The organism is Burkholderia sp. HI2761 (assembly GCF_002223355.1).
In the GTDB taxonomy this organism is placed as follows: domain Bacteria; phylum Pseudomonadota; class Gammaproteobacteria; order Burkholderiales; family Burkholderiaceae; genus Burkholderia.
In genome coordinates this window covers 240906-266313 of sequence record NZ_NKFN01000009.1, presented here as the reverse complement: position 1 = coordinate 266313, position 25408 = coordinate 240906, and the positions used below count along the sequence as shown (strand labels likewise).

Below are 25408 nucleotides of genomic sequence, written 5' to 3'. Positions count from 1 at the left end.
ACCCCATGCCGGGCGGCCGCCCTTCACGCGAACCCAAAGGAGACAAACATGATCGCTGCCCGTGAACGTGGGTCGCCGCGCGCCGACGTCGCCGCCGGCCGGCGCCTTCCGACATGAAGCAGCCCGCTTCGGGCGCCGCCGGGCCGCTGCGCCATGTCGACGACCGTCGCCCGGGCTATACGCGCCGGCGGCTGCGCAACGGCTTCGCGTATTACGGGCCGGACGGTGCGCGGGTTCGCGATGCCGACGAAATCGCCCGCATCGACGCGCTTGCGATTCCGCCCGCGTACACCGACGTCTGGATCTGCATGGACCCGCGCGGTCATCTTCAGGCAACGGGCCGCGATGCGCGCGGCCGCAAGCAGTATCGCTATCACCCGCAGTGGCGCGCGACCCGCGATGCGAACAAGTACGCGCGGATGGCCGCGTTCGCGCGGGCGCTGCCGCGCATCCGCGCGCGCGTCACCCGCGATCTGGCGTTGCCGGGCATGCCGCGCGACAAGGTCGTGGCAACCATCGTCCGCTTGCTCGACACGACGCTCGCGCGGATCGGCAACGCCGAATATGCGCGCGAAAACGGCTCGTACGGGCTGACGACGCTGCGCAAGCGCCATCTGAAGATCCAGCCCGGCCAGGTGCGGCTGCGCTTCGCCGGCAAGAGCGGGATCGAGCACGACGTGACGGTCGACGATGCGCGGGTCGCGCGCATCGTGCGACGGTGCGCGGAACTGCCCGGTCACGAGCTGTTCCAGTATGTGGACGACGACGGCGCACGCCATCCGGTCGGGTCGTCCGACGTGAACGACTACCTGCGCGAGGCCGGCGGCGCCGATTTCACCGCGAAGGATTACCGGACCTGGGCCGGCAGCGTGCATGCGCTCGGGTTGTTGCGGCGCGTGGAGCATCGCGGCGTCACGCACGCCCGCAAGCAGATCGTCGAGACCGTGCGCGCGGTGGCCGAGCTGCTGCGCAACACGCCGGCCGTGTGCCGGCGCTGCTACATCCATCCGGCGGTGCTCGACGCGTTCGAGGCCGGTACGCTCGCCGCGCTGGCGGTCCGACGCACGCCGCGCGGCCTGCGTGCGGACGAAGCGGCGTTCGTGGCGTTGCTGGTGTCCGCGAGCCGGCGAATGGCGAGATGAGCGTCCACGCCGCGCCGCGGCCCGACGGGGCGCAATCGGGGCCGCTTCCCCGGCGTGTCGTTTACCACCGGTTTCCAGGCGCATGACCGATAGCCGCTCGCCCCCGTTTCTCTAAACTGGTTCGCACAACACACCTGCCCGGTGTCGTCCGCTGCGCGCGCCACGCCACCGGCATCGAGGCACCCCCGAGACATCCGCCTTCGCTGTCCGTCGGTCCGCACGCCCCCGCTTCATTCCCGCCGGCCGGCTGCCAAGGCAATTCCAGGAGAGTTCATTGAGCCCGTCGCAAGCGCACCCCGCGAAAGCCCGGTCTTCGCGCAAGTCCGTCAAGCTGGATGACATCACGATCGTCGACCCTGCCGTCGTCAAGCGCGCGGTCGGCGCCATGGCGTTCGGCAATGCGATGGAATGGTTCGACTTCGGCGTCTACAGCTATATCGCCGTCACGCTCGGCAAGGTGTTCTTCCCGTCCAGCAGCCCGTCCGCGCAGTTGCTCGCCACCTTCGGCACGTTCGCGGCCGCGTTCCTCGTGCGCCCGCTCGGCGGCATGGTGTTCGGCCCGCTCGGCGACCGTATCGGCCGCCAGCGCGTGCTCGCCGCCACGATGATCATGATGGCCGCCGGCACCTTCGCGATCGGCCTGATCCCGAGCTATGCGTCGATCGGCATCATGGCGCCCGTGTTGCTGCTCGTCGCCCGCCTCGTGCAGGGCTTCTCGACCGGCGGCGAATACGGCGGCGCCGCCACCTTCATCGCCGAGTTCTCGACCGACAAGCGCCGCGGCTTCATGGGCAGCTTCCTCGAGTTCGGCACGCTGATCGGCTATACGCTCGGCGCGGCCACGGTCGCGCTGTTGACGGCCACGCTGTCGCAGGACGCGCTGTTGTCGTGGGGCTGGCGCGTACCGTTCTTCATCGCCGGCCCGCTCGGCCTCGTGGGCCTCTACGTGCGGCTCAAGCTCGAGGAAACCCCGGCGTTCAGGAAAGAGGCCGAAGCACGCGAAGCGGACGAACGCGCGCGGCCGAAGCAGCGCTTCGCGACGCTGCTCGTCGAACAGTGGAGGCCGCTGCTGCAATGCGTCGGCCTCGTGCTGATCTTCAACGTGACCGACTACATGGCGCTGTCGTACCTGCCGAGCTACCTGTCGGCGACGCTGCACGTTCGCGAATCGCACGGGCTCTTCATGGTGCTGCTCGTGATGGTGCTGATGATGCCGATGACGCTGTACGCCGGGCACCTGTCGGACAAGGTCGGCCGCAAGCCGGTGATGATGGCCGGCTGCGTGGGCCTGCTCGCGCTCTCGGTGCCGGCGCTGATGCTGATCCGCACCGGCGGCATGCTGCCGATCTTCGGCGGGATGCTGATCTACGGCATCCTGCTGTCGACGTTCACGGGCGTGATGCCGTCGGCGCTGCCTGCCCTCTTCCCTACGCGCATCCGCTACGGCGCGCTCGCGATCGGCTTCAACGTGTCGGTGTCGCTGTTCGGCGGCACGACGCCGCTCGTCGCCGCATGGCTGGTCGATCGCACCGGCGACCTGATGATGCCCGCGTACTACCTGATGGGCGCGTCGTTCATCGGCATCGTGTCGGTGCTTGCGCTGCGCGAGACCGCGCGCCAGCCGCTGCCCGGCTCCGGGCCGTGCGTGGCGAGCCGCGCGGAAGCGCTGAGCCTCGTGCGCGGCGGTGCCGACGGAGCGCGTGTGCGCGACCGGGAGTTCACGCCGGTCAGCGAGCGTGCGTGACGCGGGTCGATGCGGCGCCGCGCGGCCTGCGCGCGTGTCGCCGTTCGCGTGACCGTCAGTTCGACGGCAGTTGCTGCGTGTCGAACCAGTCGAGCAGCGTGCGCGTGACGAACGCGGGATTTTCCAGGTTCGAGATATGGCCTGCGTCCGGCACCAGCACATGCTCGCAGCCGATCACGCTCGCCGTCTTCACGGTTTCCGACGGCGGGCGCGCCATGTCGCCCGCGCCGCACATCAGCAATGTGCGTGCGGCATCGAGTTCGGCCAGTGCCGGCAGCGTGTCGGGGCGGCCGAAGATCAGCCGGCCGAGCGGCGCGATCGATTGCCGCAGCCGGTCGGCGGGCAGGTTCGCGAGCGCATGGCGAAACGCCGTCGGCACCGGATCGTCGAGATTGACATCCGGCCGGAAGAACAACGGCACGATCGCGTCGAGCAGCGGCGGCGCGATGCGGCCCGCGGCCTCGATCGCATCGAGCATCGCGAAATAGCGCATGCGCGTCGCATCGGGTTCGGCCTCGAGCGACGCGTCCATGATCACGAGCGAGCGCACGCGCTGCGGCTCGCGCAGCGCGAGCCGTGCGCCCCACATGCCGCCGACGCTGAGCCCGACGATCGCGCACCGTTCGATTTCCAGCGCGTCGAGCAGCGCGCTCGCATGCGCGGCGAGATCGTCGAGCGTGTGCGTGCCGTCCGGCAGCACGCCCGATTCGCCATGCCCCCACAGGTCCGGCACGATCACGCGATACCGGCGCGACAATGCGTCGATCTGCGGCGCCCACATCGTCGCGTCCCACAGATAGCTGTGCCCGAGCAGCACCGGAAAACCGGCGCCGTGATCGTGGTAATGCAGGGTACTGCCTTGGATGCTGTGTGCGGGCATGCTGTCTCCGGAATGTCAGGACTCGGCGGTGACCCGGAAACGGGTGCCGCGGTCGGCGGCGTTCTGCGACGAACGCGAAGCGGCGCATCATCGCACAGGTTGCAGGTATCGCGCATGACGGCGCGCATGACGCTCTCGCCGCGCCGCGTTACCCGACGCGTCATCCGACGCGATACATCGGCAGCACGTTGCTGCCGGGCGTGTCCGGCTCCGTCGCGAGCGGATGACACGCTTGTTCGAGCAGCCAGTTGGTCAGCACCGCGATGTCGAATTCGTTGCACGCATCGGGGTTCTGCACGAGCACGTAGCTGCCCGATGCTACGGTGCAGTGCGGGAACAGCTCGACGAGCCGCCCCTGCTTCAACAGCCCGTCGACCAGCGGCCGCCTGCCGATCGCGATGCCGTGCCCGTCGACCGCGGCCTGGACCAGTTGATCGTACTGGCTGAAGTGCAGCGCGCCGGCCGGCCGCAGCCGCGGCACGCCCAGCTCCTTCAGCAAATGGCTCCACCCGTGCCAGGGCCATTCGCCGCGCGGATCGTCGAGATGCAGCAGCACGTGCTTGTCGAGGTCGGCCGGCTTCATCGACGCGGCGTCGCCCACCGCCGTCATCAAACTCGGGCTGCACACCGCCACGACACGCTCGCGAAACAGCACGTCCGTATCGTCGGTCGACGTATACGGGCCGGCATAACGCACGGCCAGGTGCAAACGTTTGCGTTTAAGATCTTCAATTTCGCTCGTTGCGGACACGCGCACGTCGATGTCCGGATAGCTGGCGCGGAACGAACCGAGGCGCGGAATCAGCCACAGCGCGGCGAACGAAACGGTGGTCGACAACGAAATGGCGCGCTGGCCGACACTCGACGACAGCTTGCCGACCACCGATTCCAGGTCGGACAACGCGAACGAAATCGCGTCGTACAGCTCGCGTCCCTTGTCGGTCAGCGTCAGCGAACGAATGTGCCGATGAAAAAGCTCGATCCGAAGCTGCTCCTCGAGCGCCTTGACCTGCCGACTCACGGCCGATTGCGTGACGTTGAGCTCCTGCCCCGCACGCGTGAAGCTCAAATGGCGCGCCGCGCATTCGAAGCCTCTCAGGAAATCCAGCGAAGGCAAACTTCTCAATCGCTTTGCCAATCTCACATTAGCCATACCGCCGCCTCAAAGTTGCACCCATCGACAGGCAAGTTGCCTTTCGTCTCCCCTGATTCGTTTCTCCCATTTGGATTCGGAAACGATTTTATATTGAAGCATGGATGCATATCATTCTTATTTTCAATCGTGACACTTGTATTTATCTATCAATTTTCGTCGTGTCGATATTCTTACACCAACATTATCAAGTAGTGATTTTGTAAATTAATATGCGAACGAATCGAGCGTACCAGGATGGTTGTTAAATTCTCGTAAAAACAGTCGATTACGGGCCAAATTCGGCGTCATTGCGACGATTACGCCGCCATGGCAGAGGCAGCGCCCGAGGCCTACAATTCGATTTCAATCAGCCGACTTTTTCATTTTATTTTCCGGATTGCGAAACACAAACAGTCTGCAACATACACGCAAAATGCCATTTAAATCCGGAATTCCGTGTTTATTAAAAAATACTAAACGGATGAAATTCGTTCTTGCCATGCGGTTCGAGTAATTGATGAACGGATTATGTCCGGAAATGAATAATCCGCCGGCCGGCAGTGCCGGTCAGCGTGCAGCGGGTTCGCCTGTCGGCCGGAATCCGGCCCGAAACGCGCGACGGCAATACGTGTCGATCGCTACGGACCGTCCGCCGCGCCATTCGTCCGCGGCGTCACTTCGCGGCGGTAGCGGTTCAGCTCCTGCGCGGTCGCGAACGTGCGCTCGAACAGGATCGACAGGTTGTGCAGAATCCGCTCGACGACCTTCTTCTCCCACTCGCCGTCGAACCGGATCTGCTCGTCGAGCCAGCGCTCGAGCCATTCCGGATCCGGCAGGCGCGACTGCACCGTGTCGCGCGGGAACAGCGCCTGGTTCACGTGCAGGTTGGTCGGGTGCAGCGGCTTCTCGGTGCGGCGCGCCGAGGCCATCAGCACGCCGATCTTCGCGAATGCGGCGCGTGCGACGTCACCGCAGTTGTTCAGCGCTTTCTTCATGTAGCGCAGGTACGCGCCGCCATGACGCGCCTCGTCGCGCGAAATCGTTTCGTAGATCTGCTTGATGACGGGCTCGGTATGCCAGTCGGCCGCGCAGCGGTACCAGTGGTTCAGGCGGATTTCGCCGCAGAAGTGCAGCATCAGCGTCTCGAGCGGCGGCGCCGGATCGAACTGGAAGCGCACCGCGTGCAGCTCCTCTTCGGTCGGCACCATCTCCGGCTTGAAGCGGCGCAGGTATTCCATCAGCACGAGCGAATGCTTCTGCTCCTCGAAGAACCACACGCTCATGAACGCGGAAAAGTCGCTGTCGTGCTGGTTGTCGCGCAGGAACATTTCCGTCGCGGGCAGCGCCGACCATTCGGTGATCGCGTTCATCTTGATCGTCTTCGCCTGCTCGTCGGTGAGCAACGAAGCGTCGAACCTGTCCCACGGAATGTCCTTCTCCATGTCCCAGCGGACAGCTTCGAGCGACCTGTAAAGTTCGGGATAGAGCATCGCGGTCACCGTCGTCGCAAGGCATTCGGCGCCGGTGGTCATGCCGATTGCGTGGACGCCGGCGCGACCGATTCGGCATCGGGCTCGCGATCGTCCCGATCGTCCTCCACCGAGCGCGGCGACAGCCGGCCGCGCAGCAACGCGTAGTAGAACTGCCGATAGGTGCGGTGGTAATAGCGGATGCGCGGCGCGATCGCGCCATGCAGGTCGTGCAACCGCTCGATCGGCAGGCTCGGCATCATGTGATGCTCGACGTGATAGTTGTTGCCGTTCGTGAACCATGTCATGAATGCGTTGCTCTCGATCGTCCGCGTGTTGCGGAACGGGTCGGTGCTCGTCAGGTCGCAGCGGTAGTGCTCGGGCATCTCGACCAGCGCATGCACGGGCGCCGCCACGCATACGAGCGGCACGACCCACACCCAGACGGCGAACCAGGTGTGCAGCGCGAACGACAGCGCGGCGAGCAGCGCGATCGCCGCGGCCATCAGCAGGTAGTCGCGGCGGATCGCGCGCGACACGAGCGCGTTGTCGCCGAAGCGCGCGCCCGGCACGACGAGCTTCACGACGTTCTTCGCGAACTGGATATAGTGCGCGGCCATCGACAGCCGCCACGCCCACAGCCCGACATTGACGACGGGGCTCGCGCCGTACTGATCGCCGTAGTCGAAGAACTCCTTGTTCTCCGGCGTGCCGAGCAGCCGGTGATGGCGCAGGTGGCTGTCCTGGTATGCGTGGAACGACACGAGCATCGGCATGCCGAGCAGCACGCCGAACACCATGTTCAGGCGCTTGCTGCGGAACCCCTGGTAATGCAGCGCCTGGTGCTGCAGCTCGACGCCGTGCGCATACATCGCGCCGAGCAGCAGGATGCCGACGACCTTCAGGATCACGAGCGCCGACAGCGCGAACATCATCCCGTGCGCGATGAGCGCGACGTACACCGCCAGCTTCAGCGAGAAGACCACGCCGCTCGGGCGGCTCTTCATGTCTGCAACCGGTTTCGAGCGGGCGACAAGCGATGAGGTGACGGACAAGACGCTCTCCTTGAGCCGGACCCTGCCCGGCACGATGACGCGGCGACGCTGGCGCGCTGCCGGGATGCAATTCTTCTGTGAGTCGATGTTTCGGACAAACGAATTTTCCGAACGCATTGCATGACGCCTGCGCATGAGCGAACCACATCGTGAACTAGACGACCGGTCGAATGAGACCGACCAGTCACCTAGCGTCCCGTCACGCTAATAATGAATTTGCGCGGGTCTTCGTGGATGCGCTCCGCTCATGCATAGCCTGCATAGATTCCGTTTGTCGCAACGGATCGATCCGGCAAGAATCCTCCTCACTCGACGAACGGCGCCGCCGGCACCGTGGCGCGAGCGGCCGTGTTCCTCAAGGGGAGAATCCTCGTGACGAAGTACGCATCCACCATTCATCGCCTGATCGAATCGCTCGAGGACGTCGCGGGTGCCATGCATCGCATGACGTTCGTCGACGATGCGGGCCGCGAAGCGGGCATCACGTACCGGCACTTCGCGGAAGAGGTGTTTCGCCAGGCCGGCGCGCTGCGCGAGCTCGGTGTGCGCGAGAACGATCTGGTGATGCTCGCGCTGCCCGCGTCGGTCGAGCATGCGGTCGCGATGATGGCCTGCGTGATGACGGGCGCGCTGCCCTGTACCGTGCCCGTTCCCGCACGGCGTGCGGCGGCCGGACGGCAGGTGATCGACGTCGCGTGCGAGTTGTACCGGCCGCGCATCGTCGTTGCCGCGGATGCGCAGGCCGCGGCCTGGCACGACGATGCGTTTCCCGCGGGCGCCACGCGCGTCGTCGATCTCGCGACGCTGTCGAGCGCCGCGGATGCCGGCGCGCGCGCGCTGATCAGCGCGAAGAGCGGCCGCGATCCGCATCATGTCCAGCTCACGTCGGGTTCGACGTCGCATCCGAAGGCCGCGGTGCTCAGCCACGAGAACGTGATCGCGAACGTGCTCGGCATCGGCGGATCGGTGCGCTTCGATGTCGCGGCCGGCGACGGCACCGTGTCGTGGCTGCCGCTCTATCACGACATGGGGCTGCTCACGCTGCTGTCGAACCTCCACTACCGCGCACCGCTGCTGATGATGCAGCCGAACAGCTTCATCCGGAATCCGCTCGGCTGGCTGAAGCGCATCGCATCGGCACGCGCGACGACGACGTCGGTGCCGACCTTCGCGCTGCGCTATTGCGTGCGCCGCTTCAATGCCGCCGCGATGGACGGCGTCGATCTGTCCGCGTGCCGCAACATCTTCATCGGCGGCGAACGCGTCGACGACGCGACGCTGCGCGATTTCGCCGCGACGTTCGCGCCGTACGGCCTGGCGGCGTCGGCGCTGCAACCGTGCTACGGGATGGCCGAATCGACGCTCGCGGTATCGATGCATCGTGCATGGCACGAAGGCAAGGTCGACGGCGCACCGTACGTGATCGCCGACACGCTCGACCGGCGCGCGCTGATCGAGCGCCGCGAGGCGCGGCCCGTCGCCGCGAACGAAGGCCACGATACGGAAACCGATACGGATACCGAAACAGTGCTCGCGATGGGCACGCCGATCGACGGGATGGCGTTCCGCATCCTCGACGACGGCGACCACGCGCTGGCAAACCGCGCGGTCGGCGAAGTCGCGATCCGCGGCACGTCGGTGATGCTCGGCTACCTGAACCCCGACGACGGCACGGTCGCCGCGCCGCTGACGGCCGACGGCTGGTTCCGCACCGGCGACATCGGCTACGTCGCGGACGGCCAGCTGCATATCCTCGGCCGCAAGAAGGAAGTGATCATCATTCGCGGCAGCAACTATTTCCCGCACGAGATCGAGGAAGCGCTCGCGTCGCACGGCGCGCTGCGCAAGAGCACATGCATCGCGTTCGGTCTTCCCGATCCGGAAACCGGCACCGAGCGGCTGGTCGTCGCGATCGAGGCGCGGCCCGTCGACGCGACGCCGCAAACGCGGTCCGAATGCCAGCAGCTGCTCGCCTCGCGCATCGGGTTCGCCGCGCAGGATCTGTGTTTCGTCGAACCCGGCTCGCTGCCGCGCACGACGAGCGGCAAGCTGCAGCGCCTGAAGTGCCGCGATCTCTATGCGAACGGCGCGTTGCCCGTGATTCCCGCGTCGGCCGCCGTCGAAGCGGGCCAGGGAGCGTTCGCATGACGGCCGCGTCGCTTGATCCCGTGCTCGAGCTGCGCGACGTCACACGCGTGTACGAGGGCGCGGGCCGCGTCGTCGCGGTGCGCGGCGCGACGATCTCGATCGGCCGGCGCGACGTCGTCGCGCTCGTCGGGCCGTCGGGCAGCGGCAAAAGCACGCTGCTCAACCTCGCCGGCTTTCTCGACGTGCCGAGCAGCGGCGAACGCTGGCTCGAAGGCCGCCGTATCGACGACGCACCGGACACGCTCGAACGGATTCGCCGCGAACGCATCGGCTTCGTGTTCCAGCAATTCAATCTGATTCCGGTGATGTCGGCGCTCGAGAACGTCGAGCTCGGCTGCTTCGCGTGGGGCACGCCGCGCACGCGGCGCGAACGCGCCCGCGCGATGCTCGACGCGGTGGGGCTCGCCGCGCGCGAACGGCACCGCCCCGGCGAGCTGTCGGGCGGCGAACAGCAGCGCGTCGCGCTGGCCCGCGCGCTCGCCAAGGAGCCGGCGATCGTGATCGCGGACGAGCCGACCGCGAGCCTCGACAGCACCAACGCGCGGGCGGTCGCCGAGCTGATCCTCGACACCAACCGCACGCTGGGCACCGCCTTTTTGATTGCGTCGCACGACGATCGTCTGTGCGCGCACCTGCCGCGTCGCATCGAGATGCGCGACGGCGTACCGGGAGTGAATCGTGAACTGGTCGACGTTTGCGTGGCGTAACCTCTGGCGCAACCGGCGCCGCACCGTGCTGACGATGGCGATGATCGGCGTCGCCGCGTTCGCGTCGAGCCTCGCGCTCGGCTACGTGATCGCGACGTTCGACGCGGTGCGCGAAGGGTCGATCGACAGCGGCGTCGGTCATGTGCAGGTATTGCACCACGGCTATCTCGACCTGATCGGCGAACGGCCGCTGCAGTATGGGCTGACCGCCGACGAGCAGGCTGCCGCGACGCGCGCGATCGCCGCGCTGCCCGGCGTCGCGACGACCGCGCGCGGCATCGACTTCGACGGGCTCGTGTCGAACGGCGATCTGAGCTACGGCTTCGTCGGCGAAGGGATCGAGCCGAACCGCGAGCCGCCCGGCTTCTTCGACTATCACACGGTGCTGTCGGGCCGCTATCTGTCGCCGACGCAGGCGGGCACCGAAGTCGTCGTCGGCGCCGAACTCGCGCGCAAGCTCGGCGTGCACGTCGGCTCGGTCGTGCAACTGATGGCGTCGACCGCGCACGGCGGCATCAACGCGACCGACGCGCAGATCGTCGGCGTGATGAGCACCGGCAACAAGGACGTCGACGAACGGATCGTCAACGTGACGTTCACGGCCGCACAGGCGCTGCTGCGCACCGACCGCGCGTCGCGCATCGCGGTGTTCCTGTCGAATACCGCGCACGCGCCGGCCGCCGCCGCGACGCTGCGCGCCGCGCTGCCGACGCTCGACGTGCGGACCTGGGACCAGCTCGTGTCGCTCTATCACCAGGTCGTCGCGCTGTACAAGAACCAGTTCTCGGTATTCGGCGCGATCCTCTGCGTGACGATCCTGCTGTCGATGAGCAACTGGATCCTGATGAGCATCGTCGAGCGGCGCCGCGAGATCTCGACGCTGCGCGCGCTCGGCGTGCCGGCCGCCACGGTGCGCGGCGTGCTGATCCAGGAAACCGCGCTGCTCGGCCTGCTCGGTGCGGCCGCCGGCATCGCGCTCGCGCTGCTGACGATGGTCGCGCTCAATCACGCGCAGATCCACCTGCCCGCGCCGCCCGGCCGCGTGAAACCGATCCTGCTCGAATTCACCGTGTCGCCCGTCGCCGTGGCCGCCGTCGAAGCCGCGTTCGTCGTGCTCGGCGTGGCCGCGGCGCTGCTCGCGACGCTCGGGCTCGCGAAACGCAACATCCTCGAAGGACTCGCCCCATGAATCGCATTCGCGTTACGTTCGCCGCGCTCGTCGCGTGCGCGCCGCTCGCCGCTCACGCGGCCGACGTGCCGACGGCCCAGACCATGCTCGCCCGTGCCGACGCCTACCGCAGCACGGCAGCCGATACACAGACGAACATCCGGATCACCAACGAGGTCGCCGGGCAATCCGGCGACGCGACCCGCTATCTCGTCTACACGCGCGGCAACGGCGACACGCTCGCGCTCACGCGCAGCGGCGAGAACGACGGCCAGAAATACCTCGCGACCACGCGCGGGCACTGGTTCTACGTGCCGAATACGCGCAGCGCGGTGCGCATCAACGGGATGCAGCGGCTGCAAGGCGAAGTCGTGATCAGCGACATCACGCGCACGCACTGGGCGGACAGCTATCGCGCGACGGCCGCGCCGGGCACGACGCCGATCGCCGGCAAGCCGGCCACCGAGCTCGACCTGACCGCGACCGACCCCGACAACGTCTACCCGACGATCAAGCTGTGGGTCACGCCCGATACCGACGTGCCGGTGCGCGCGCAGTTCTTCCTGGCAAGCGGCCTGCTGTTTCGCAGCGCCGATTTTTCCGCGCCGGTCGACGCGAACGGCCGCAAGGTGATTCGCAAGATCACGTATCGCAACGAGGTCGAGAAGCAGCGTGCGAGCGTCGTCGACATCCTCGACGGCCAGCCGCACAAGATTCCGTCGGGCTGGTTCAACCCCGACACGCTCGCCGATGGTCAGTGAGTACGACGCCGATGCCGACGCTCGTCGTGACCGCCTCCGTTCGTCGTCCGGCCGGGCCAGCCGCGGCTGGCCGGGTATCGCGCTCGCCGTCCCGCTCGCGCTCGGCTGCACGCTCGCGCATGGAGAATCGCTGATGGACCAGCTCGGCACGCTCAACGGTATCGGCTACGCGCGCTCCGTCGACAGCATGGACGGCCGCGCGCTGCTCGGCCGCCTGATCGGCGACTCGCCGCGCGATCGGCAGGAAGCCGGCGTGCTCGCGCGCATCGACGGCGAGAACCTGTTCGTGAATGCACGCGTCGTCGCCAGCAACCATTCGCTCGGCGCACAGGCGAGCCGCTTCAACGAAGCCGGCGTGCGCTATGCGTTCGACAACGGCATCACGCTGACGGCCGGCAAGCGAATCGATACGCTCGATACGTCGCAGGCGTTCTTCCCGCTCGGCTTCTTCCAGAAACGGGCCGCGACGGCCGACATCTACGACCGCTACGGCGACGTCGAGGGCACGCCGCTCGTCGAAGCGAAATGGGCCGGCGAGCAGACCACGCTGCAGTTCATCGCCGGCGAGAACCGCACGCTGCGCAACGACGTCGACAACCGCGACGTCGAAGGCGCGACGCAGCTCGTGCGCGGCGCATACAACTGGTCGGGCGGCTCGGCCGCTCTGCTCGCCGGCCGTCACGCGGGCCGCGGCGGCGCCGGCGCGACGCTGTCGTTCGACGTCGCGCGCTCGAACACCGTCTATGCGAGTGCGTGGCTCGAGCGCGGCACGACACGGCCGCTGCCGGCCTTCATCGCGAACGGCACGTCGCTCGATTCGGCGGCCGCGTACGACGCCGTGGATCGCCGCAACGATCGCCAATACATGTGGCGCAGCGCGGTCGGCATGCAGAGCGCGCTGCCCGGCAATCTGTCGCTGATCGTCGAGTGGTCGCACGACGAAGCGCGTTACGACGCCAGCCAGTGGCGCCGGATGGTCGGCGCGGTGCAGGCGAACAACGCGCTGCTGCCCGTCGCGCCCGGCGCCGCGCTGGCCGGCCTCGGAGGCACGGCCGCTTTCGTGAGCGCCGACGGCAGCCTGCGCGACTACCTGTTCGCGCGGCTCGGCAAGAAAATCGGCCGCGTCGAATATTCGTTGCGCGGCGTCTATTCGCCGCAGGACAAGGGCCTGCTCGCGATCGCGCAGATCGTCGCCGACGTGAACAAACGCGTGAGCGTCGACGTCGCGCTCACCCGCGCCTTCTCCGACAGCCAGTCCGAGTACCGGATGGTCGGTCTCGGCACCCGTATCGACGCCGCCGTGCGCGTGCGTTTCTGACAGGAACCCTGCCATGTCCACGCTTTCCGTTCTCGCTTCGACCGCCACGCCGCCCTCGCCGCCGCTGCTGCTGCGCGTGGCCGACCAGGCCGCGTATCCGGTGCTGCGCCACCTCGACGCGATCGGCACGCCGCCGCGCGCGGCGGCCCGGCTCGTCGAAGCCGCCGCCGTGCGGCTGCTCGACAGCGAGATGGTGATCGCGCTGCGCGCGTCCACACCGGACGTGCTGCCCGACGCGGCCGCATCGACACCGCTTCGGCACGACGAGGCGCCGCTCACCGAAGCGCTGCTCGAACAGATCGGCCGCGAAGGGTTTCATCACCTGTTCAAGCCGTTCATGCGCGCGTTCATCCGCATCATGTTCGGGCTGTTCTTTTCGGACGACCAGAACCGCCGCGCATGCGAGTGCATCGACAGCGGCCACAACTTCGCGTTCCTGATGAGCGACGGCGGCGGCCCGTCGCTCGCCGCATGGCGCACGGTCGTACGCAGCGACGACGGCGGGCTCGCGTTGACCGTCGACAAGGTGTGGGGCATCGAGGCACACCGCGACTGCATGGCCGTCGTCGCGGCGCGCTTGCCGGGCGTGATGTTCCCGGCCGCGTACCTCGTGTGGCCCGACGAATACCGGAAGCTCAAGCGCGCGACCTGCGGCGCGCCGTTCCTCGCGGGCAACCTGCAGCTCGCGAACGTCGGCGGCCAGGTGCGCGTCGCCGCCGAGGATCGCCTGCGGATCGGCGGCCCGACCGTGTTCAACAAATACCTGACCGTCGTGCGGCCGTACTTCGTCCGCGCGCTGATGGCGCACGTCGGCTGGCTCGAACGAGCCGGCCGCGTCGAGCTCGACGCCGACGCACGCGCGGTGCACCGCTTCATCGCGGACGCCGCGTGCAGCCAGACCGACGACGCGCACTACAGCTTCGGCAAGGTGCAGCGCGTGCTCGCGATCAAGCTGCTGTCGAACGAGTTCCTGAGCGCGCTCGTCCGCGACGGCAAGGTGCCGCTGTTCGACGACCAGCGCGACCTGCTCGCGTTTTCGAAGATGGAAGGCAGTTCGTACCGTTGTTATCACGAGCTTCGCAAGAGCCTGCGCTGCGAAGCCGGCAGTTGACCCACGCGACAGGCCGATCGATCCCGATCAATCCAACTCAACTCCAGGAGCTCTCCTCATGACGACCCAGAACGTTCCGGCCGACGCGCTCGACATCCTGTCACGCGAAGTCGCGAAGATCCTCAACGTCGAAACCGTCGACACGGACGCCGGCATCGGCGAACTCGGCATCGATTCGCTGAACATCGTCGAGCTGATCGTGTTCTGCGAACAGCTTTACGGTTCGATCGACCCGGAAGCGCTGAACATCACGCAATACACGACGCTGCAGCAGCTCGACGCGCAACTGCGCAGCCAGCAGCACGCGGCCTGATACGACGATGCTCGCGCCCCTTGCCCCCGTGGCGGCCGCCGTCGTCCAGCCGGCCCCGGCGACCGCGCTGACCGTGCAGGCGCTCGCGTACCGGCGCGTCGCGCCGTCGCGCGACGGCGTGGCCGCGCCGCTCGACGACACGGCCCGCGCGATCGGCACGCTGGCGTGCGCCGAACGCGAGCGGCTGTGCGGCGCGATCGGCGCGGACGACTACGTGGTCAGCTCGACGATCCTGTCGATGCTGCTGATGAACGATTCGCCGCAGCATCGCGTGTTCGCGCAGGCACTCGCCGGCGCGAACGACTACACGCCCGACTGGATGACGTGCTCGTACGAATGCGCGGGCTGGGGCTACGTGCTGCGCCGCACGCTCGCGACCGCGGCCGAGACCGGGCCGCGCACGCTGCTGCTGCAGATCGTCGACATCGACGTGCACGGCTATACGTACTGGCACGGCAATCCCGCATGGGGGCGCTCGGGCTTCGGCGTCTGCACGCTGCTCGTCGACGTCGGCCGCGAACCGGCGCAGTCGGTCATCGCGGATGCCGCGCCGCCGGCCAGCGCGGTCGTGCGGCTCGGTCGCGACATCCGTACGTTCTGCACGGCACGCCCCGGGCTGCACGCGGCGCTGCCGTTCTTTCCGGCCACGTCGCGCCGCGCGCTGCTCGCGTCGGTCGGCAAGACGCCGCTGCTGCCGGACGGTCACGGCGTGTTCGGTCATGCGTTCGGCAGCGATCCGTGGCTGTCGGTGCTGCTCGCGCACCGCGACGGCGACACGCCGCGCCGCGGGGCCGTCTGCTCGCTCGCGCTGAACGGCTATTACGCGATCGCCGACGTCGCGTTCGCGCCGGACGCGACGTTCTCTCTCGACGGCGAGGCGTGACATGGTGCGACCCGTTCACTTCACCTACCGGATCGCGCGCGACGCGCGGCAGCCGGTCGCGGTCGCGGCCAGCGCGTACCGGATGCCGCTCGACACGCCGGCCGATTATGCGCGCGCCGCACTCGCGGAAGCGGCCGGCGATGCGTACGACGCGGGCAATACGTACGACGTGGCCGGCGGCGAACGCCGCGTGCTGCTCGATCACGTCCAGTATTTCGCATTCCTCGCGGAAATCACGGCGCGGATTCGCGAGGCCGTTCATCCGGAGGCGCGCCTGTTCATCGAAGTCTGTGCGCCGTATTTCGGCGCGCTGCCGGCCGAACTGCTCGCCCCGCACGTGCTGCTCGGCGTGCACCTGTACGACGAAGCATTGCGCGACGCCGCGCGCGGCGCGCCGGTCGTCTGGATCGGCGACCGCATCCTGCGCGATGCGGAATTCGCCGGCGACAACCGCGTGTGCTGCGCGATCTGGCCCGCGCGGCTCGCCGATGCGTTCGACGCGCAACTGCGCGGCGCGTGGCCGGCCTATGCGATCCGGCTCGAACCGCACCCGGGCGCGTCGCGCGCCGCCGCCCCGTTCACCGATTCCGCCCAACATTCCGGCGCCGCCGCGCGGCCGGGGAGACCCTGACATGAATGACACGCTTACCGTGATGCAGGACACGGCCGATATCCGCTGGTCGATGCCCGTCGACGCGCTGATGTCGAACGACTACGCGCTGCGCGAAGAGGCGCTGAACCGGCTGTACGAGAAGGCGAAGGCCGCGCAGTGGGACGTCGCGACCGACGTCGACTGGAGCCACGACCTCGACCCGGCGAATCCGCTCGGCATGCCCGATCCGACGCTCCTGATCTACGGCACCGAGCTGTGGGGCAAGCTCGCCGACGCCGACAAGCGCGAGGTGCGCCATCACGCGCAGGGCTGGCTGCTGTCGCAGATCCTGCACGGCGAGCAGGCCGCGCTGATCTGCGCGTCGAAGCTCGCATCGGCCGAGAGCGGCCTGAGCGCGCGGCTGTGCGCGGCCGCGCAGATGATGGACGAAGCGCGCCACGTCGAGGCGTACGCGAAGCTCGTCAACGAGAAGCTCGACGTCAGCTACCCGATGAGCCGCTCGCTGAAGGGGCTGCTGCACGACACGATCACGAGCAGCGCGCTCGACATGACGAACCTCGGGATGCAGGTGCTGGTGGAGGGCATCGCGCTGTCGATCTTCCAGAGCGTCGTCGCGTACAGCACCGATCCGTTCATCAAGGACCTGTTCGTGCGGATCCAGCGCGACGAGGCGCGTCACTTCGCGGTCGGCCGGATCACGCTGTGCCGCGTGTACGCGGAGATGAGTTCGCACGAACTGCGCGAGCGCGAGGAATTCGTCTGCGAAGGCGCGGCCGTGCTGTACGAGCACCTGTGCGCGGACGACATCTGGGAACCGATGGGGCTGTCGAAGCGCGAATGCAGCGCGATGGTGCGCGAATCGCCGGTGTCGAGTTCGATCCGCCGCTCGATCTTCCGGCGCCTCGTGCCGACGATCCGCGAGATGGGCCTGCTCACGCCGACCGTGCAGACGACCTTCGAAAAGCTCGACGTCCTCGACTACGCGGCGATGCCGCTCAACTGACATGACGATGCCCTCCTCACACGCATCCCGCGACGCCGGCTTCTGGATCGGCATCGACGCGGTGGCCTACGAGCTGCCGGGCCTGCCCGTCGATATCGAGGCCTGGGCCGCCGAACGCGACTATCCGGCGCAGCGGGCGGCCGCGATCGCGCAGTCGGGCAGCCGCTATTTCCATATGGCGCTCGACACGAGCGAGACCGATCTCGCGATCGCGGCGGTCGGCCGGCTGCTCGACACCGCGCGCGTGCATCCGTCCGAGGTCGGCGCGATCGTGCACGTGCACACGCAGCAGTTCAGCGTGCCGCCGGCGCCGCGCAGCCTGCCGCATGAAGTGGCCGCGCGGTTCGGCATCGAACCGTTGTGGCTCGGCTCCGTCGCGCAACTGAACTGCGTGTCGGTCGCGGCCGGCATCGAAACCGTGCGCGCGCTGATGCGCCGCCATCCGCAGCTCGACGCGGCGCTCGTCGTGTCGTCCGACCGCGTGTACGGCGAGGATTACCGGATGCGGCAGATGACGGGCGTGCAGTGCGACGGCGCGGCCGCGATGCTGATCGCGCGCAACAGCACGAAGAACCGGCTCGGCGGCATCGCGATCGAGACGCACGCGAAATGGCATCGCGGGTCGGACACCGTCGCCGCGAACGAGGCCGACCTAATCATGATGGAGTGGCCGTACACGCGCCGCGCGATCGACGCGGCCGTCGCGCTCGAGCCGCATGCGCTCGACGCGTACGATCTCGTGCTGCCGCACAACGCCGACCTGCCCGGCTGGAACGCGCTGTGCCGCGCGATGCGCGTGCCGGCCGAGCGGCTGTACGCGGAAAACATCCACGCGCGCGGCCACGCGTGCTGTTCGGATTTTCCGATCAACCTGGCCGACGTCGGGCTCGATGCGGTCGCGCACGGCCGGCGCGTGCTCGGCGTGATGCAGTCGAACTGCGGCGCGTATGCGGCCGCCACGCTTCATCCGGTGGGCCGCCATGACGCCTGAGCGCCCGCTTCCCGTCACCGGCGATCATGCATGGATCGCCGACCTGCGCACGCCGTGCTACGTGTACGAGCCGGACGTCGCGATCGCCCGCTACCGGTCGCTGAAGGCGCGGCTCGGCACGCGGCTGATCGTGTCGCTGAAGGCGAACCCGAACCAGGACATGCTCGCGCGCTGCGCGCATGCGTACGAGGACGGCGTCGAACTCGCGAGCCGCGGCGAACTCGACGCGGTGATCGGCCGGATCAAGACGCCGCGCTACCTGAACAATCCGTCGATGGACGAGATGTTCATGCGTGCGGGGCTCGCGTCGCGCTGCCATTTCGTGCTCGACAACCCGGACGCGGTCGCGCGTTTCGTGCCGCTCGCGCGTGAAGCGGCGGCCGGCGGCGGCACGCCCGGCGCGGTGCTGCTGCGCGTGAACGCCGGCGCGCTGGCAGGCGCTCACGCGCGGCCCCTGTGGCACGACCACTTCGGGATGACGCCGAACGAAGCGCACGACGCGGTGCGCACGCTCGCGGCCGCCGGTCTGCCCGTGGCCGGGCTGCACGTGTTCTCCGGCCCGCATTCGTTCATCCGCCAGGACGCGACGCAGCCCGACACGCTCGTGTTGCCCGAGCTGCTCGCGGCGCTGGCCCGCGATCTCGCACCGGCCAACGGTGCGCCGCTCGGCTCGCTGAGCCTCGGCGGCGGCTTTGCCGACGATCATCCGGGCGACGCCGCGTTCGAACGCTATGCCGCCGCGCTCGCGCCGCTGGCCGGCCGGTATTCGCTCGCCCACGAATCCGGCCGCGCGATCTTCGCCGATGCGGGCGTGTTCGCGACGCGCGTCGTCGCGGTGAAGGCGTGGCAGGACCGCACGATTGCCGTCTGCGACGGCGGCCTGTCGCATGCGTTCCTGCTCGCGCAGACCGAATCGGTGATGCGCCGCCTGGCCGCGCCGTCGCTCGTGCGCCGCGCACCCGCGCCGCCGCCTCGCGGCGTGCCGACGCTCTACGTCGGCAGTACCTGCAGCCGCGCGGACGTGATCGGCCGCGACGACACGGGCGCGCCGCCCCAGGTCGGCGACATCGCCGTGTTCGCACGCTGCGGCGCGTATCACCGCACGTACTCGATGCCGCATTTTCTGTCCCACGAAGCCGCGCACGTGTACGTGCGGCCTGCCTAGACCATCCAGAGGAGCCGATCATGAACGCATTGATCAGCGTCGCCGACCTGCTCGAACATGGCGCGCAGCGCTGGCCGCAGCGTCCGGCGTATGCCGATGGCGGCGGCACACTGACTTACGATCAGCTCGCCCGCGCGGTCCGGCGCGCCGCCGCCGCGCTGGCGGATCGCGGCGTGCAGCCCGGCGAACGCGTCGCGATCTATGCGCCCAAGCGCATCGAAACCGTGGTCGCGATGCTCGCGGCCAACGCACTCGGCGCGATCTTCGTGCCGGTCAATCCGCAGTTGAAGGAAGCGCAGATCGAACACATCGTCGCCGACAGCGGCGCCGCGCTGTTCGTGACCGGCGCGCAGCGGCTCAAGCGCCTGCCGGCGCTCGCCGCGCTCGTCGGCGAACGCGTGATGCTGATCGAGGCACTGGCCGAGGCGATCGACTCGCCGGGCGCCGACACGCCGGCATCGGCAGCGGCCCCGGCCGGCCGGCCGGTCGACGACGATCCGGCCGCGCTGCTCTACACGTCCGGCTCGACCGGCAAGCCGAAAGGCGTCGTCGTGTCGCACCGCAACCTGGTGTCGGGCGCGTTCAGCGTCGCCGCGTACCAGGGGCTCGCCGAAGACGACGTCGTGCTCGGCGTGCTGCCGCTCAGCTTCGATGCGGGCCTGAGCCAGCTCACGACCGCGCTGGCGTCCGGCGCGTGCTACACGCCGCTCGACTTCCTGCAGCCGGCCGAAGTGCCGCGCCATTGCGACGCGTTCGGCGTCACGTCGATCACCGGCGTGCCGCCGCTGTGGATGCAGCTCGCCTCCGCCGGCTGGAGCGACACCGCGCGCACGCGGATCCGCCGCTTCGCGAATACCGGCGGCCATCTCGCGACGCCGCTGCTGCATCGTCTGCAGGCGCTGTTCACGCAGGCGTCGCCCTACCTGATGTACGGGCTGACCGAGGCATTCCGCTCGACCTACCTCGCGCCGGCCGACGCGGCGCTGCGCCCGACGTCGATCGGCAAGGCCGTGCCGAACGCGGAGATCCTCGTGCTGCGCGCGGACGGCAGCGAGTGCGCGGCCGACGAACCCGGCGAACTCGTGCATCGCGGCGCGTTCGTCACGCTCGGCTACTGGAACCGGCCCGAGCTGACCGCGCAGCGCTTTCGTCCGCTGCCGCGCCGGCACGGCGAGATCCCGCGCCCGGACGTCGCCGTGTGGTCGGGCGACATCGTGCGGCGCGACGCGGACGGCTACCTGTATTTCGTCGCACGCGGCGACGACATGATCAAGACGTCCGGCTATCGCGTGAGCCCGACCGAGGTCGAGGACGTGCTGTTCGCGTTGCCGCACATCCGCGAGGCCGCCGTGTTCGGCGTGCCGCACCCGGCGCTCGGCGAGGCGATCGCCGCGTGCGTCGTGTCGACGCTCGACGCCGCCGCCTGCCGCGCCGACATCGCACGCGCGTGCCGCGACGCGTTGCCCACCTACATGAACCCGCTCGTCGTCGAGCCGCTGCCGGCGTTGCCGCGCAACCCGAACGGCAAGATCGACCGACCGGCGCTGAAAACGCAGTATCGCGACGCGTTCGCGCGCCCGAATCTCGAGGAGACCGCCGCATGACCCTGTCGACGCTCGATGAAACCTGTCTCGGCGCGCCCCGCGTCGCCGCACCCGGCACGCTCGCGTTGTCCGGCGGCGTCGTGGTGCTGCCGCCCGCCGTCGTGTTCAGCGCGATCCAGGCGCAGGAGCGCCATCCCGGCTACCGGCACCTGCTGCTGCCGCAGGCGCGCTTTGCGCGGCCGCGCGGCATGGGCGCGCTGACGCCCGACGAAGGCACGCGCCTCGCGCCGGGCGGCCGACCCGCGCTGCGCGTCGCGCCGCCCGGGCGCAGCCTCGCCGATCTGGCCGCCGACGCGGCGCTCGACCTGCGCGACCAGCTCGGCTCCGGCGCGCTTGCGCGCACGACGCACGTGATCGTCGCGAGCAGCGCACTCAACGAAGGCATCGGCGACTCGGTCGTCGGCCGCATGCAGTACGAACTCGGGCTGCAGCGCGTGACGCCGTTCGCGCTCGGCCAGAACGGCACGCTCGGCTGGTATTCGGCGCTGATGCTGCTCGACGGGCTGCTCGACGACGGCGACCAGGCGCTCGTGATCCTCAGCGACAAGTGGCTCTACCCGTTCTTCCGCCAGTTCGGCGACCTGGTCGGCTACGGCGACGCGGCCGCCGCCCTGCTCGTGTCGCGCGCGGGCCCGGCGCCGGAGCCGGCCGCGTGGGGCGGCGTGCGGGCCGTCGCGCTCGAATTCGGGCCGTCGATCGCCGATCCGTGGGCCGATGCGCCGGCCACGCTGCGCGACACGCTCGCGCCGGTCGCCGCCCGCGCGATCCGCCGTGCGCTCGAGCAGGCCAGCCTGCGCGCGAGCCAGATCGACTGGTGCGTGCCGCCCGGCTTCGATCCCGGCTTCGCGGCGCGCGTCGCCGACGCCGCGTCGATTCCGGTCGCCGCGCGCATCCAGCACGACGGGTCGGGCCATCTGTCGTCCGCCGAATCGGCCGCCGCGCTGATCCGGCTCGCGGGCGCACTGGACGAAGGCGAACGCCGCACGGTGCTCGTCTGGGATGCAGCGCTGCACGGCGCGGCCGCCGCCGCCGTCGTCGATCTGGCCGGCGGCCTCGACGCCGCGCTCGATATCGAAGGAGACGCATGATGAGCGCGTACAAGGTCAGCCTGCGCGAACTGCGCTTCTTTCTGTGGGAACTGTTCGAGGCCGACCGGCACTTTCTCGAACATGGGCCGTACAGCACGCACGATCGCGCGTCGGTCGATGCGCTGCTCGAACGCGCCCGCGATTTCGCGCTCGACCTCGGCCGCAGCTACCAGCAGGCCGACGTCGAGGGCTGCGCGCTGCTCGACGACGGTCAGGTACGGATTCCTTCACATTTCCACGCGCTGTGGGCGCGCTTTCGCGACGAGTGGTCGAACACGCTGTTCGGCACCGCGCACGGGCTGCCGCCGATCGTCACGCAGATGATCTACGAGATGTTCATGGGCGCGAATCCGTCGTTCATGACCTACGGCGGTTTCACGCGCCCCGCGATCAAGTTGCTGCAGATGCACGGCACGCCGCACCAGAAAGCGCTCGTCGCACCGCTCGAAGCGTACCGCTGGGATGCGTGCTTCTGCGCGACCGAGCCGCAGGCCGGCACCGACCTCACCGCGGTCGCGCTGCGCGCGACGCCGCTCGAACGCGACGTCTACGCGATCGACGGCGAGAAGGTCTATATCTCGGCCGGCATGCACGAACTGACCGAAAACACGCTGTACTTCGTGCTCGGCCGCATCGATACGGCGTCGCCGGATTCGTTTTCGCTGTCGTGCCTCGTCGTGCCGCGCTTCTGGCCCGACGAGGAAACCGGCGAGCTGCGGCCGAACCATGTCGACTGCATCGGCCTGCCGCGCAAGATGGGGCTGAAAGGCTGCGCGAACACGCACCTCGTGTTCGGCGCGAACGGCACGACCAAGGGCTGGCTGCTCGGCGGCCGGCGCAACGTCGGGTTGCTGCAACTGATGCCGCTGATGAACCAGGCGCGGATGAGCACCGGGATGTTCGGCGTCGGCGTCGCGTCGAGCGCGTACCTGCACGCGGTCGAGTATGCGGGCCGCCGGTTGCAGGGCCGGCCGATCGAGAGCGCGTCGAACACGAACGCCGCGCGCGTCGCGATCGTCGAGCATGCGGACGTGCAGCGCATGCTCGTCGACATGAAAAGCCGCGTCGACGGCTGCCGCGGGCTGCTCGGCAAGCTCGCCGCGACCGCGACGCGCGCGGCGATGCTCGAAGCGACGCCCGACGCCGACCCGGCCGAGATCGAACGCCATCGCAAGCTGCAACTGCTGCTGACGCCGATCTGCAAGGCGTTCATCTCCGACCAGGCGTGGCGCATCTGCGAGACGGCGATCCAGGTGCACGGCGGGCTCGGCTACACCGACGCGAGCCCCGTCGAGCAGAACGCGCGCGACGTGAAGATCCTGTCGATCTGGGAAGGCACGAACTACATCCAGGCGCAGGACCTCGTGCGCGACAAGCTCGGCTTCGGCCGTCATTCGCGGCTGATCCAGTATTACCGCGACGAACTCGACGCGTTCCTCGCCCATCAGCATCAATCCGGCACGCATGCGGAGCTGCGGCCGCTGTTCGATGCGCTGCGCGCGGGCGCCGACCGGATCGCCGCCGCGCTCGACGACATCGCGCGCGACGTGCAGGACGGCCACACGCATCGCAGCAGCCAGTTCTACACGCGCTTCCTGGAGATGTTCGGCGTGGTCACGTCGGCGTGGGTGCTGCTCGAATCGGCGACGATCGCCGCACGCCGGCTCGACGCGCCCGATACCGCCGACGTGCCGGCCGAGCTCGCGTTCTATCGCGGCAAGCTGAAAAGCGCGCGCTACTACTTCGCGAACGTGCTGCCCGTCGTCGACCAGCACGCGGCCGTGATCGCCGCGATGGCGCACGCGGCGATCAGCGTCAGCAGCGACGAACTCGCCGCGGTGGAATGACATGGACACGACACTCGATTCCGGCACCTCCGTCAGCGCGGCCGGCGATGCGCCGCGCAACCTGCTCGGCCGCCCGGCGACGCGCCATCGCGGCTCCGACATCGACGGCGCGACGCTCGACCCCGAAGCGCTGCGCGTGCGCGACCTCGACCTGAACGTGCTGATCGGCGCGACGACGTTCGAAGGCGCGCTCGCGCATCTGTGGTTCGACGTCGCGCCCGGCAGCGCCGAGCACCGCGCGCACGAGGCGGCGCTCGGTGCGCGACTCGCGGCGTTCGCCGACGCGCTGGCGCCGGGCTCGGTCGCCCAGTCGGTCGCGGCCGACCTCGGCGCGGCGGGCGTCGCGCCGGTGTTCGCGGCCGCGGCCGGCCTGCTGCGCGGCCTCGACGACGTGATCGGGCGCGTGCGCGGCCCGGCGCCGGACGATGCCGATCTCGACACGATGCTGCTGTGCGCGGCCGCCGCGCCGTTCCTGCTGCACGCGGCGATCGAGGGCCGGCCGTTCGCCGCCGGCACGGCCGGCCGCGCATCGCTCGATGCGGCCGCGACGCAAGCGCAACGCATGCTCGTGCTGACCGGCGCGACGCGCGGCGATGCGCCGGCGCAAGCGGCAATGGACATGCTGCTCGTCGCCTGGCACGCCGGCTTCGGCTACATCACGCCGACCGTGCTCGCGCCGCGCGTCGCGATCGGCACCGGCGTCACGCTGGTGCAGGCAATCGCGTCCGGCTTCCTCGCCAGCGGGCCGTCGCACGTCGGCGCGGCGCTCGAAGCGATGCAGTGGCTCGCGGCGCTCGCGCGGTCGGTGCCGGGCGGCGCCGGCGCACCGCCGGCCGCGCTCGATGCGGCCGGGGGCGCGGCGATCGATGCGGCGCTCGACGCGAAACGCACGCTGTACGGCTTCGGCCATCCGCTGTTCGTCGCCGATCCGCGTCCGCCGCACATGCGCGGCCGGTTCGCGGCATGCGGCTTCGACGGCGCATACGTGACGCTGTTCGACGCGTGCTGCGCGCAGGCCGACGCGCGCCGCGCGCTGCGGCCGAACATCGATTTTCTGACCGCCGCGACGCTGCTCGAACTCGGCGTCGCCGCGCCGTCGTGGGGCGTCGGCGTCGGGCTCGGCGCGCGCATCGCGGCGATGGCCGCGCATGCGGTCGAACGGCGCCGCCGCCCCGCGTTCGGCGTCAACAGCGCGACCGCGCGACGGCTGCTGGCCGCCGTGCCGGTCGGCTGGCTGTGAACCCTCACCCTTTCGCACAAGGA

General features: G+C 69.0%; 22 protein-coding genes. 18 read left to right on the top strand and 4 right to left on the bottom strand.

The features are described from left to right. The first annotated feature begins 113 nt into the window (after positions 1-113). Together CFB46_RS33200 and proP are read left to right on the top strand one after the other, a co-directional pair. Complete coding sequence (locus CFB46_RS33200) at positions 114-1142, top strand: DNA topoisomerase IB (protein ID WP_027786460.1); 1029 nt, start codon at positions 114-116, stop codon at positions 1140-1142. Between the two features lie 274 nt (positions 1143-1416). Next, a complete protein-coding gene (proP, locus tag CFB46_RS33195; protein WP_027786459.1) occupies positions 1417-2886 on the top strand; it encodes a glycine betaine/L-proline transporter ProP in 1470 nt (489 codons plus the stop codon). Positions 2887-2941: 55 nt separating this feature from the next. Here proP and CFB46_RS33190 read toward each other — a convergent pair whose 3' ends face one another. The 4 genes from CFB46_RS33190 to CFB46_RS33175 all read right to left on the bottom strand — a co-directional run bounded on the left by CFB46_RS33190 (position 2942) and on the right by CFB46_RS33175 (position 7377). Next, positions 2942-3766 (bottom strand): alpha/beta fold hydrolase, encoded by an 825-nt coding sequence (locus CFB46_RS33190; RefSeq protein WP_027786458.1) that lies wholly within the window; start codon positions 3764-3766, stop codon positions 2942-2944. A gap of 160 nt (positions 3767-3926) precedes the next feature. Further along, positions 3927-4919 (bottom strand): LysR substrate-binding domain-containing protein, encoded by a 993-nt coding sequence (locus CFB46_RS33185; RefSeq protein ID WP_027786457.1) that lies wholly within the window; start codon positions 4917-4919, stop codon positions 3927-3929. Positions 4920-5539: 620 nt separating this feature from the next. Beyond that, complete coding sequence (locus CFB46_RS33180; RefSeq protein ID WP_089502478.1) at positions 5540-6400, bottom strand: diiron oxygenase; 861 nt, start codon at positions 6398-6400, stop codon at positions 5540-5542. Positions 6401-6429: 29 nt separating this feature from the next. After that, positions 6430-7377, bottom strand: coding sequence for a fatty acid desaturase family protein (locus tag CFB46_RS33175; protein WP_027786455.1), 948 nt, complete (start codon positions 7375-7377; stop codon positions 6430-6432). 420 nt (positions 7378-7797) lie between these two features. Between CFB46_RS33175 and CFB46_RS33165 the strand changes: the two genes are divergently transcribed. From CFB46_RS33165 to CFB46_RS33090, 16 genes are read left to right on the top strand one after another with little or no spacing between them, the layout of a single operon-like run. Next, positions 7798-9573: a fatty acyl-AMP ligase gene (locus CFB46_RS33165; RefSeq protein WP_027786454.1), complete on the top strand. Its 1776-nt coding sequence runs from the start codon at positions 7798-7800 to the stop codon at positions 9571-9573. Continuing rightward, positions 9570-10280 carry an ABC transporter ATP-binding protein gene (locus CFB46_RS33160; RefSeq protein ID WP_027786453.1) on the top strand — a complete coding sequence of 237 codons (711 nt, stop codon included), beginning with the start codon at positions 9570-9572 and terminating at the stop codon, positions 10278-10280. The genes CFB46_RS33165 and CFB46_RS33160 overlap by 4 nt, the downstream gene beginning before the upstream one ends. Next, the gene (locus CFB46_RS33155) at positions 10252-11469 is read left to right on the top strand and encodes an ABC transporter permease (RefSeq protein ID WP_027786452.1); all 1218 of its coding nucleotides are present in this window, start codon (positions 10252-10254) and stop codon (positions 11467-11469) included. The genes CFB46_RS33160 and CFB46_RS33155 overlap by 29 nt, the downstream gene beginning before the upstream one ends. Next, positions 11466-12209 (top strand): outer membrane lipoprotein-sorting protein, encoded by a 744-nt coding sequence (locus CFB46_RS33150; protein ID WP_027786451.1) that lies wholly within the window; start codon positions 11466-11468, stop codon positions 12207-12209. The genes CFB46_RS33155 and CFB46_RS33150 overlap by 4 nt, the downstream gene beginning before the upstream one ends. Next, positions 12199-13527, top strand: coding sequence for a hypothetical protein (locus CFB46_RS33145; RefSeq protein ID WP_027786450.1), 1329 nt, complete (start codon positions 12199-12201; stop codon positions 13525-13527). Before CFB46_RS33150 ends, CFB46_RS33145 begins: the two co-directional genes overlap by 11 nt. Before the next feature lie 13 nt (positions 13528-13540). Continuing rightward, positions 13541-14638 carry a hypothetical protein gene (locus tag CFB46_RS33140; protein WP_027786449.1) on the top strand — a complete coding sequence of 366 codons (1098 nt, stop codon included), beginning with the start codon at positions 13541-13543 and terminating at the stop codon, positions 14636-14638. 58 nt (positions 14639-14696) lie between these two features. After that, positions 14697-14951, top strand: a complete 255-nt coding sequence (locus tag CFB46_RS33135) for an acyl carrier protein (RefSeq protein ID WP_006481176.1) — start codon at positions 14697-14699, stop codon at positions 14949-14951. Between the two features lie 7 nt (positions 14952-14958). Further along, positions 14959-15834, top strand: a complete 876-nt coding sequence (locus tag CFB46_RS33130; RefSeq protein ID WP_027786448.1) for a hypothetical protein — start codon at positions 14959-14961, stop codon at positions 15832-15834. Position 15835: 1 nt separating this feature from the next. Continuing rightward, positions 15836-16465, top strand: coding sequence for a hypothetical protein (locus tag CFB46_RS33125; RefSeq protein WP_027786447.1), 630 nt, complete (start codon positions 15836-15838; stop codon positions 16463-16465). Between the two features lies 1 nt (position 16466). Continuing rightward, complete coding sequence (locus CFB46_RS33120) at positions 16467-17450, top strand: ferritin-like domain-containing protein (protein WP_179235145.1); 984 nt, start codon at positions 16467-16469, stop codon at positions 17448-17450. A 1-nt stretch (position 17451) separates the two neighbouring features. Then, positions 17452-18441: a 3-oxoacyl-ACP synthase gene (locus CFB46_RS33115; RefSeq protein ID WP_034185521.1), complete on the top strand. Its 990-nt coding sequence runs from the start codon at positions 17452-17454 to the stop codon at positions 18439-18441. Then, the gene (locus CFB46_RS33110) at positions 18431-19606 is read left to right on the top strand and encodes a PLP-dependent decarboxylase (protein ID WP_027786444.1); all 1176 of its coding nucleotides are present in this window, start codon (positions 18431-18433) and stop codon (positions 19604-19606) included. Before CFB46_RS33115 ends, CFB46_RS33110 begins: the two co-directional genes overlap by 11 nt. A gap of 20 nt (positions 19607-19626) precedes the next feature. Further along, complete coding sequence (locus CFB46_RS33105; RefSeq protein WP_027786443.1) at positions 19627-21210, top strand: acyl-CoA ligase (AMP-forming), exosortase A system-associated; 1584 nt, start codon at positions 19627-19629, stop codon at positions 21208-21210. Next, a complete protein-coding gene (locus CFB46_RS33100; protein ID WP_027786442.1) occupies positions 21207-22298 on the top strand; it encodes a hypothetical protein in 1092 nt (363 codons plus the stop codon). The genes CFB46_RS33105 and CFB46_RS33100 overlap by 4 nt, the downstream gene beginning before the upstream one ends. After that, positions 22298-24145 (top strand): acyl-CoA dehydrogenase, encoded by a 1848-nt coding sequence (locus tag CFB46_RS33095; RefSeq protein WP_027786441.1) that lies wholly within the window; start codon positions 22298-22300, stop codon positions 24143-24145. The genes CFB46_RS33100 and CFB46_RS33095 overlap by 1 nt, the downstream gene beginning before the upstream one ends. 1 nt (position 24146) lies before the next feature. Beyond that, on the top strand, positions 24147-25385 hold the full coding sequence (locus CFB46_RS33090) for a citrate/2-methylcitrate synthase (protein WP_034185520.1): 1239 nt from the start codon (positions 24147-24149) through the stop codon (positions 25383-25385). Positions 25386-25408 lie beyond the last annotated feature (23 nt).

What these genes read in the sequence shown, in the direction of transcription:
- CFB46_RS33200 (WP_027786460.1), top strand. Translation starts at nt 114, where the DNA reads ATGAAGCAGCCCGCTTCGGGCGCCGCCGGGCCGCTGCGCCATGTCGAC.
- CFB46_RS33190 (WP_027786458.1), bottom strand. Translation starts at nt 3,766, where the DNA reads ATGCCCGCACACAGCATCCAAGGCAGTACCCTGCATTACCACGATCAC.
- CFB46_RS33185 (WP_027786457.1), bottom strand. Translation starts at nt 4,919, where the DNA reads ATGGCTAATGTGAGATTGGCAAAGCGATTGAGAAGTTTGCCTTCGCTG.
- CFB46_RS33175 (WP_027786455.1), bottom strand. Translation starts at nt 7,377, where the DNA reads ATGAAGAGCCGCCCGAGCGGCGTGGTCTTCTCGCTGAAGCTGGCGGTG.
- CFB46_RS33160 (WP_027786453.1), top strand. Translation starts at nt 9,570, where the DNA reads ATGACGGCCGCGTCGCTTGATCCCGTGCTCGAGCTGCGCGACGTCACA.
- CFB46_RS33150 (WP_027786451.1), top strand. Translation starts at nt 11,466, where the DNA reads ATGAATCGCATTCGCGTTACGTTCGCCGCGCTCGTCGCGTGCGCGCCG.
- CFB46_RS33145 (WP_027786450.1), top strand. Translation starts at nt 12,199, where the DNA reads ATGGTCAGTGAGTACGACGCCGATGCCGACGCTCGTCGTGACCGCCTC.
- CFB46_RS33140 (WP_027786449.1), top strand. Translation starts at nt 13,541, where the DNA reads ATGTCCACGCTTTCCGTTCTCGCTTCGACCGCCACGCCGCCCTCGCCG.
- CFB46_RS33135 (WP_006481176.1), top strand. Translation starts at nt 14,697, where the DNA reads ATGACGACCCAGAACGTTCCGGCCGACGCGCTCGACATCCTGTCACGC.
- CFB46_RS33130 (WP_027786448.1), top strand. Translation starts at nt 14,959, where the DNA reads ATGCTCGCGCCCCTTGCCCCCGTGGCGGCCGCCGTCGTCCAGCCGGCC.
- CFB46_RS33125 (WP_027786447.1), top strand. Translation starts at nt 15,836, where the DNA reads ATGGTGCGACCCGTTCACTTCACCTACCGGATCGCGCGCGACGCGCGG.
- CFB46_RS33120 (WP_179235145.1), top strand. Translation starts at nt 16,467, where the DNA reads ATGAATGACACGCTTACCGTGATGCAGGACACGGCCGATATCCGCTGG.
- CFB46_RS33115 (WP_034185521.1), top strand. Translation starts at nt 17,452, where the DNA reads ATGACGATGCCCTCCTCACACGCATCCCGCGACGCCGGCTTCTGGATC.
- CFB46_RS33110 (WP_027786444.1), top strand. Translation starts at nt 18,431, where the DNA reads ATGACGCCTGAGCGCCCGCTTCCCGTCACCGGCGATCATGCATGGATC.
- CFB46_RS33105 (WP_027786443.1), top strand. Translation starts at nt 19,627, where the DNA reads ATGAACGCATTGATCAGCGTCGCCGACCTGCTCGAACATGGCGCGCAG.
- CFB46_RS33100 (WP_027786442.1), top strand. Translation starts at nt 21,207, where the DNA reads ATGACCCTGTCGACGCTCGATGAAACCTGTCTCGGCGCGCCCCGCGTC.
- CFB46_RS33095 (WP_027786441.1), top strand. Translation starts at nt 22,298, where the DNA reads ATGAGCGCGTACAAGGTCAGCCTGCGCGAACTGCGCTTCTTTCTGTGG.
- CFB46_RS33090 (WP_034185520.1), top strand. Translation starts at nt 24,147, where the DNA reads ATGGACACGACACTCGATTCCGGCACCTCCGTCAGCGCGGCCGGCGAT.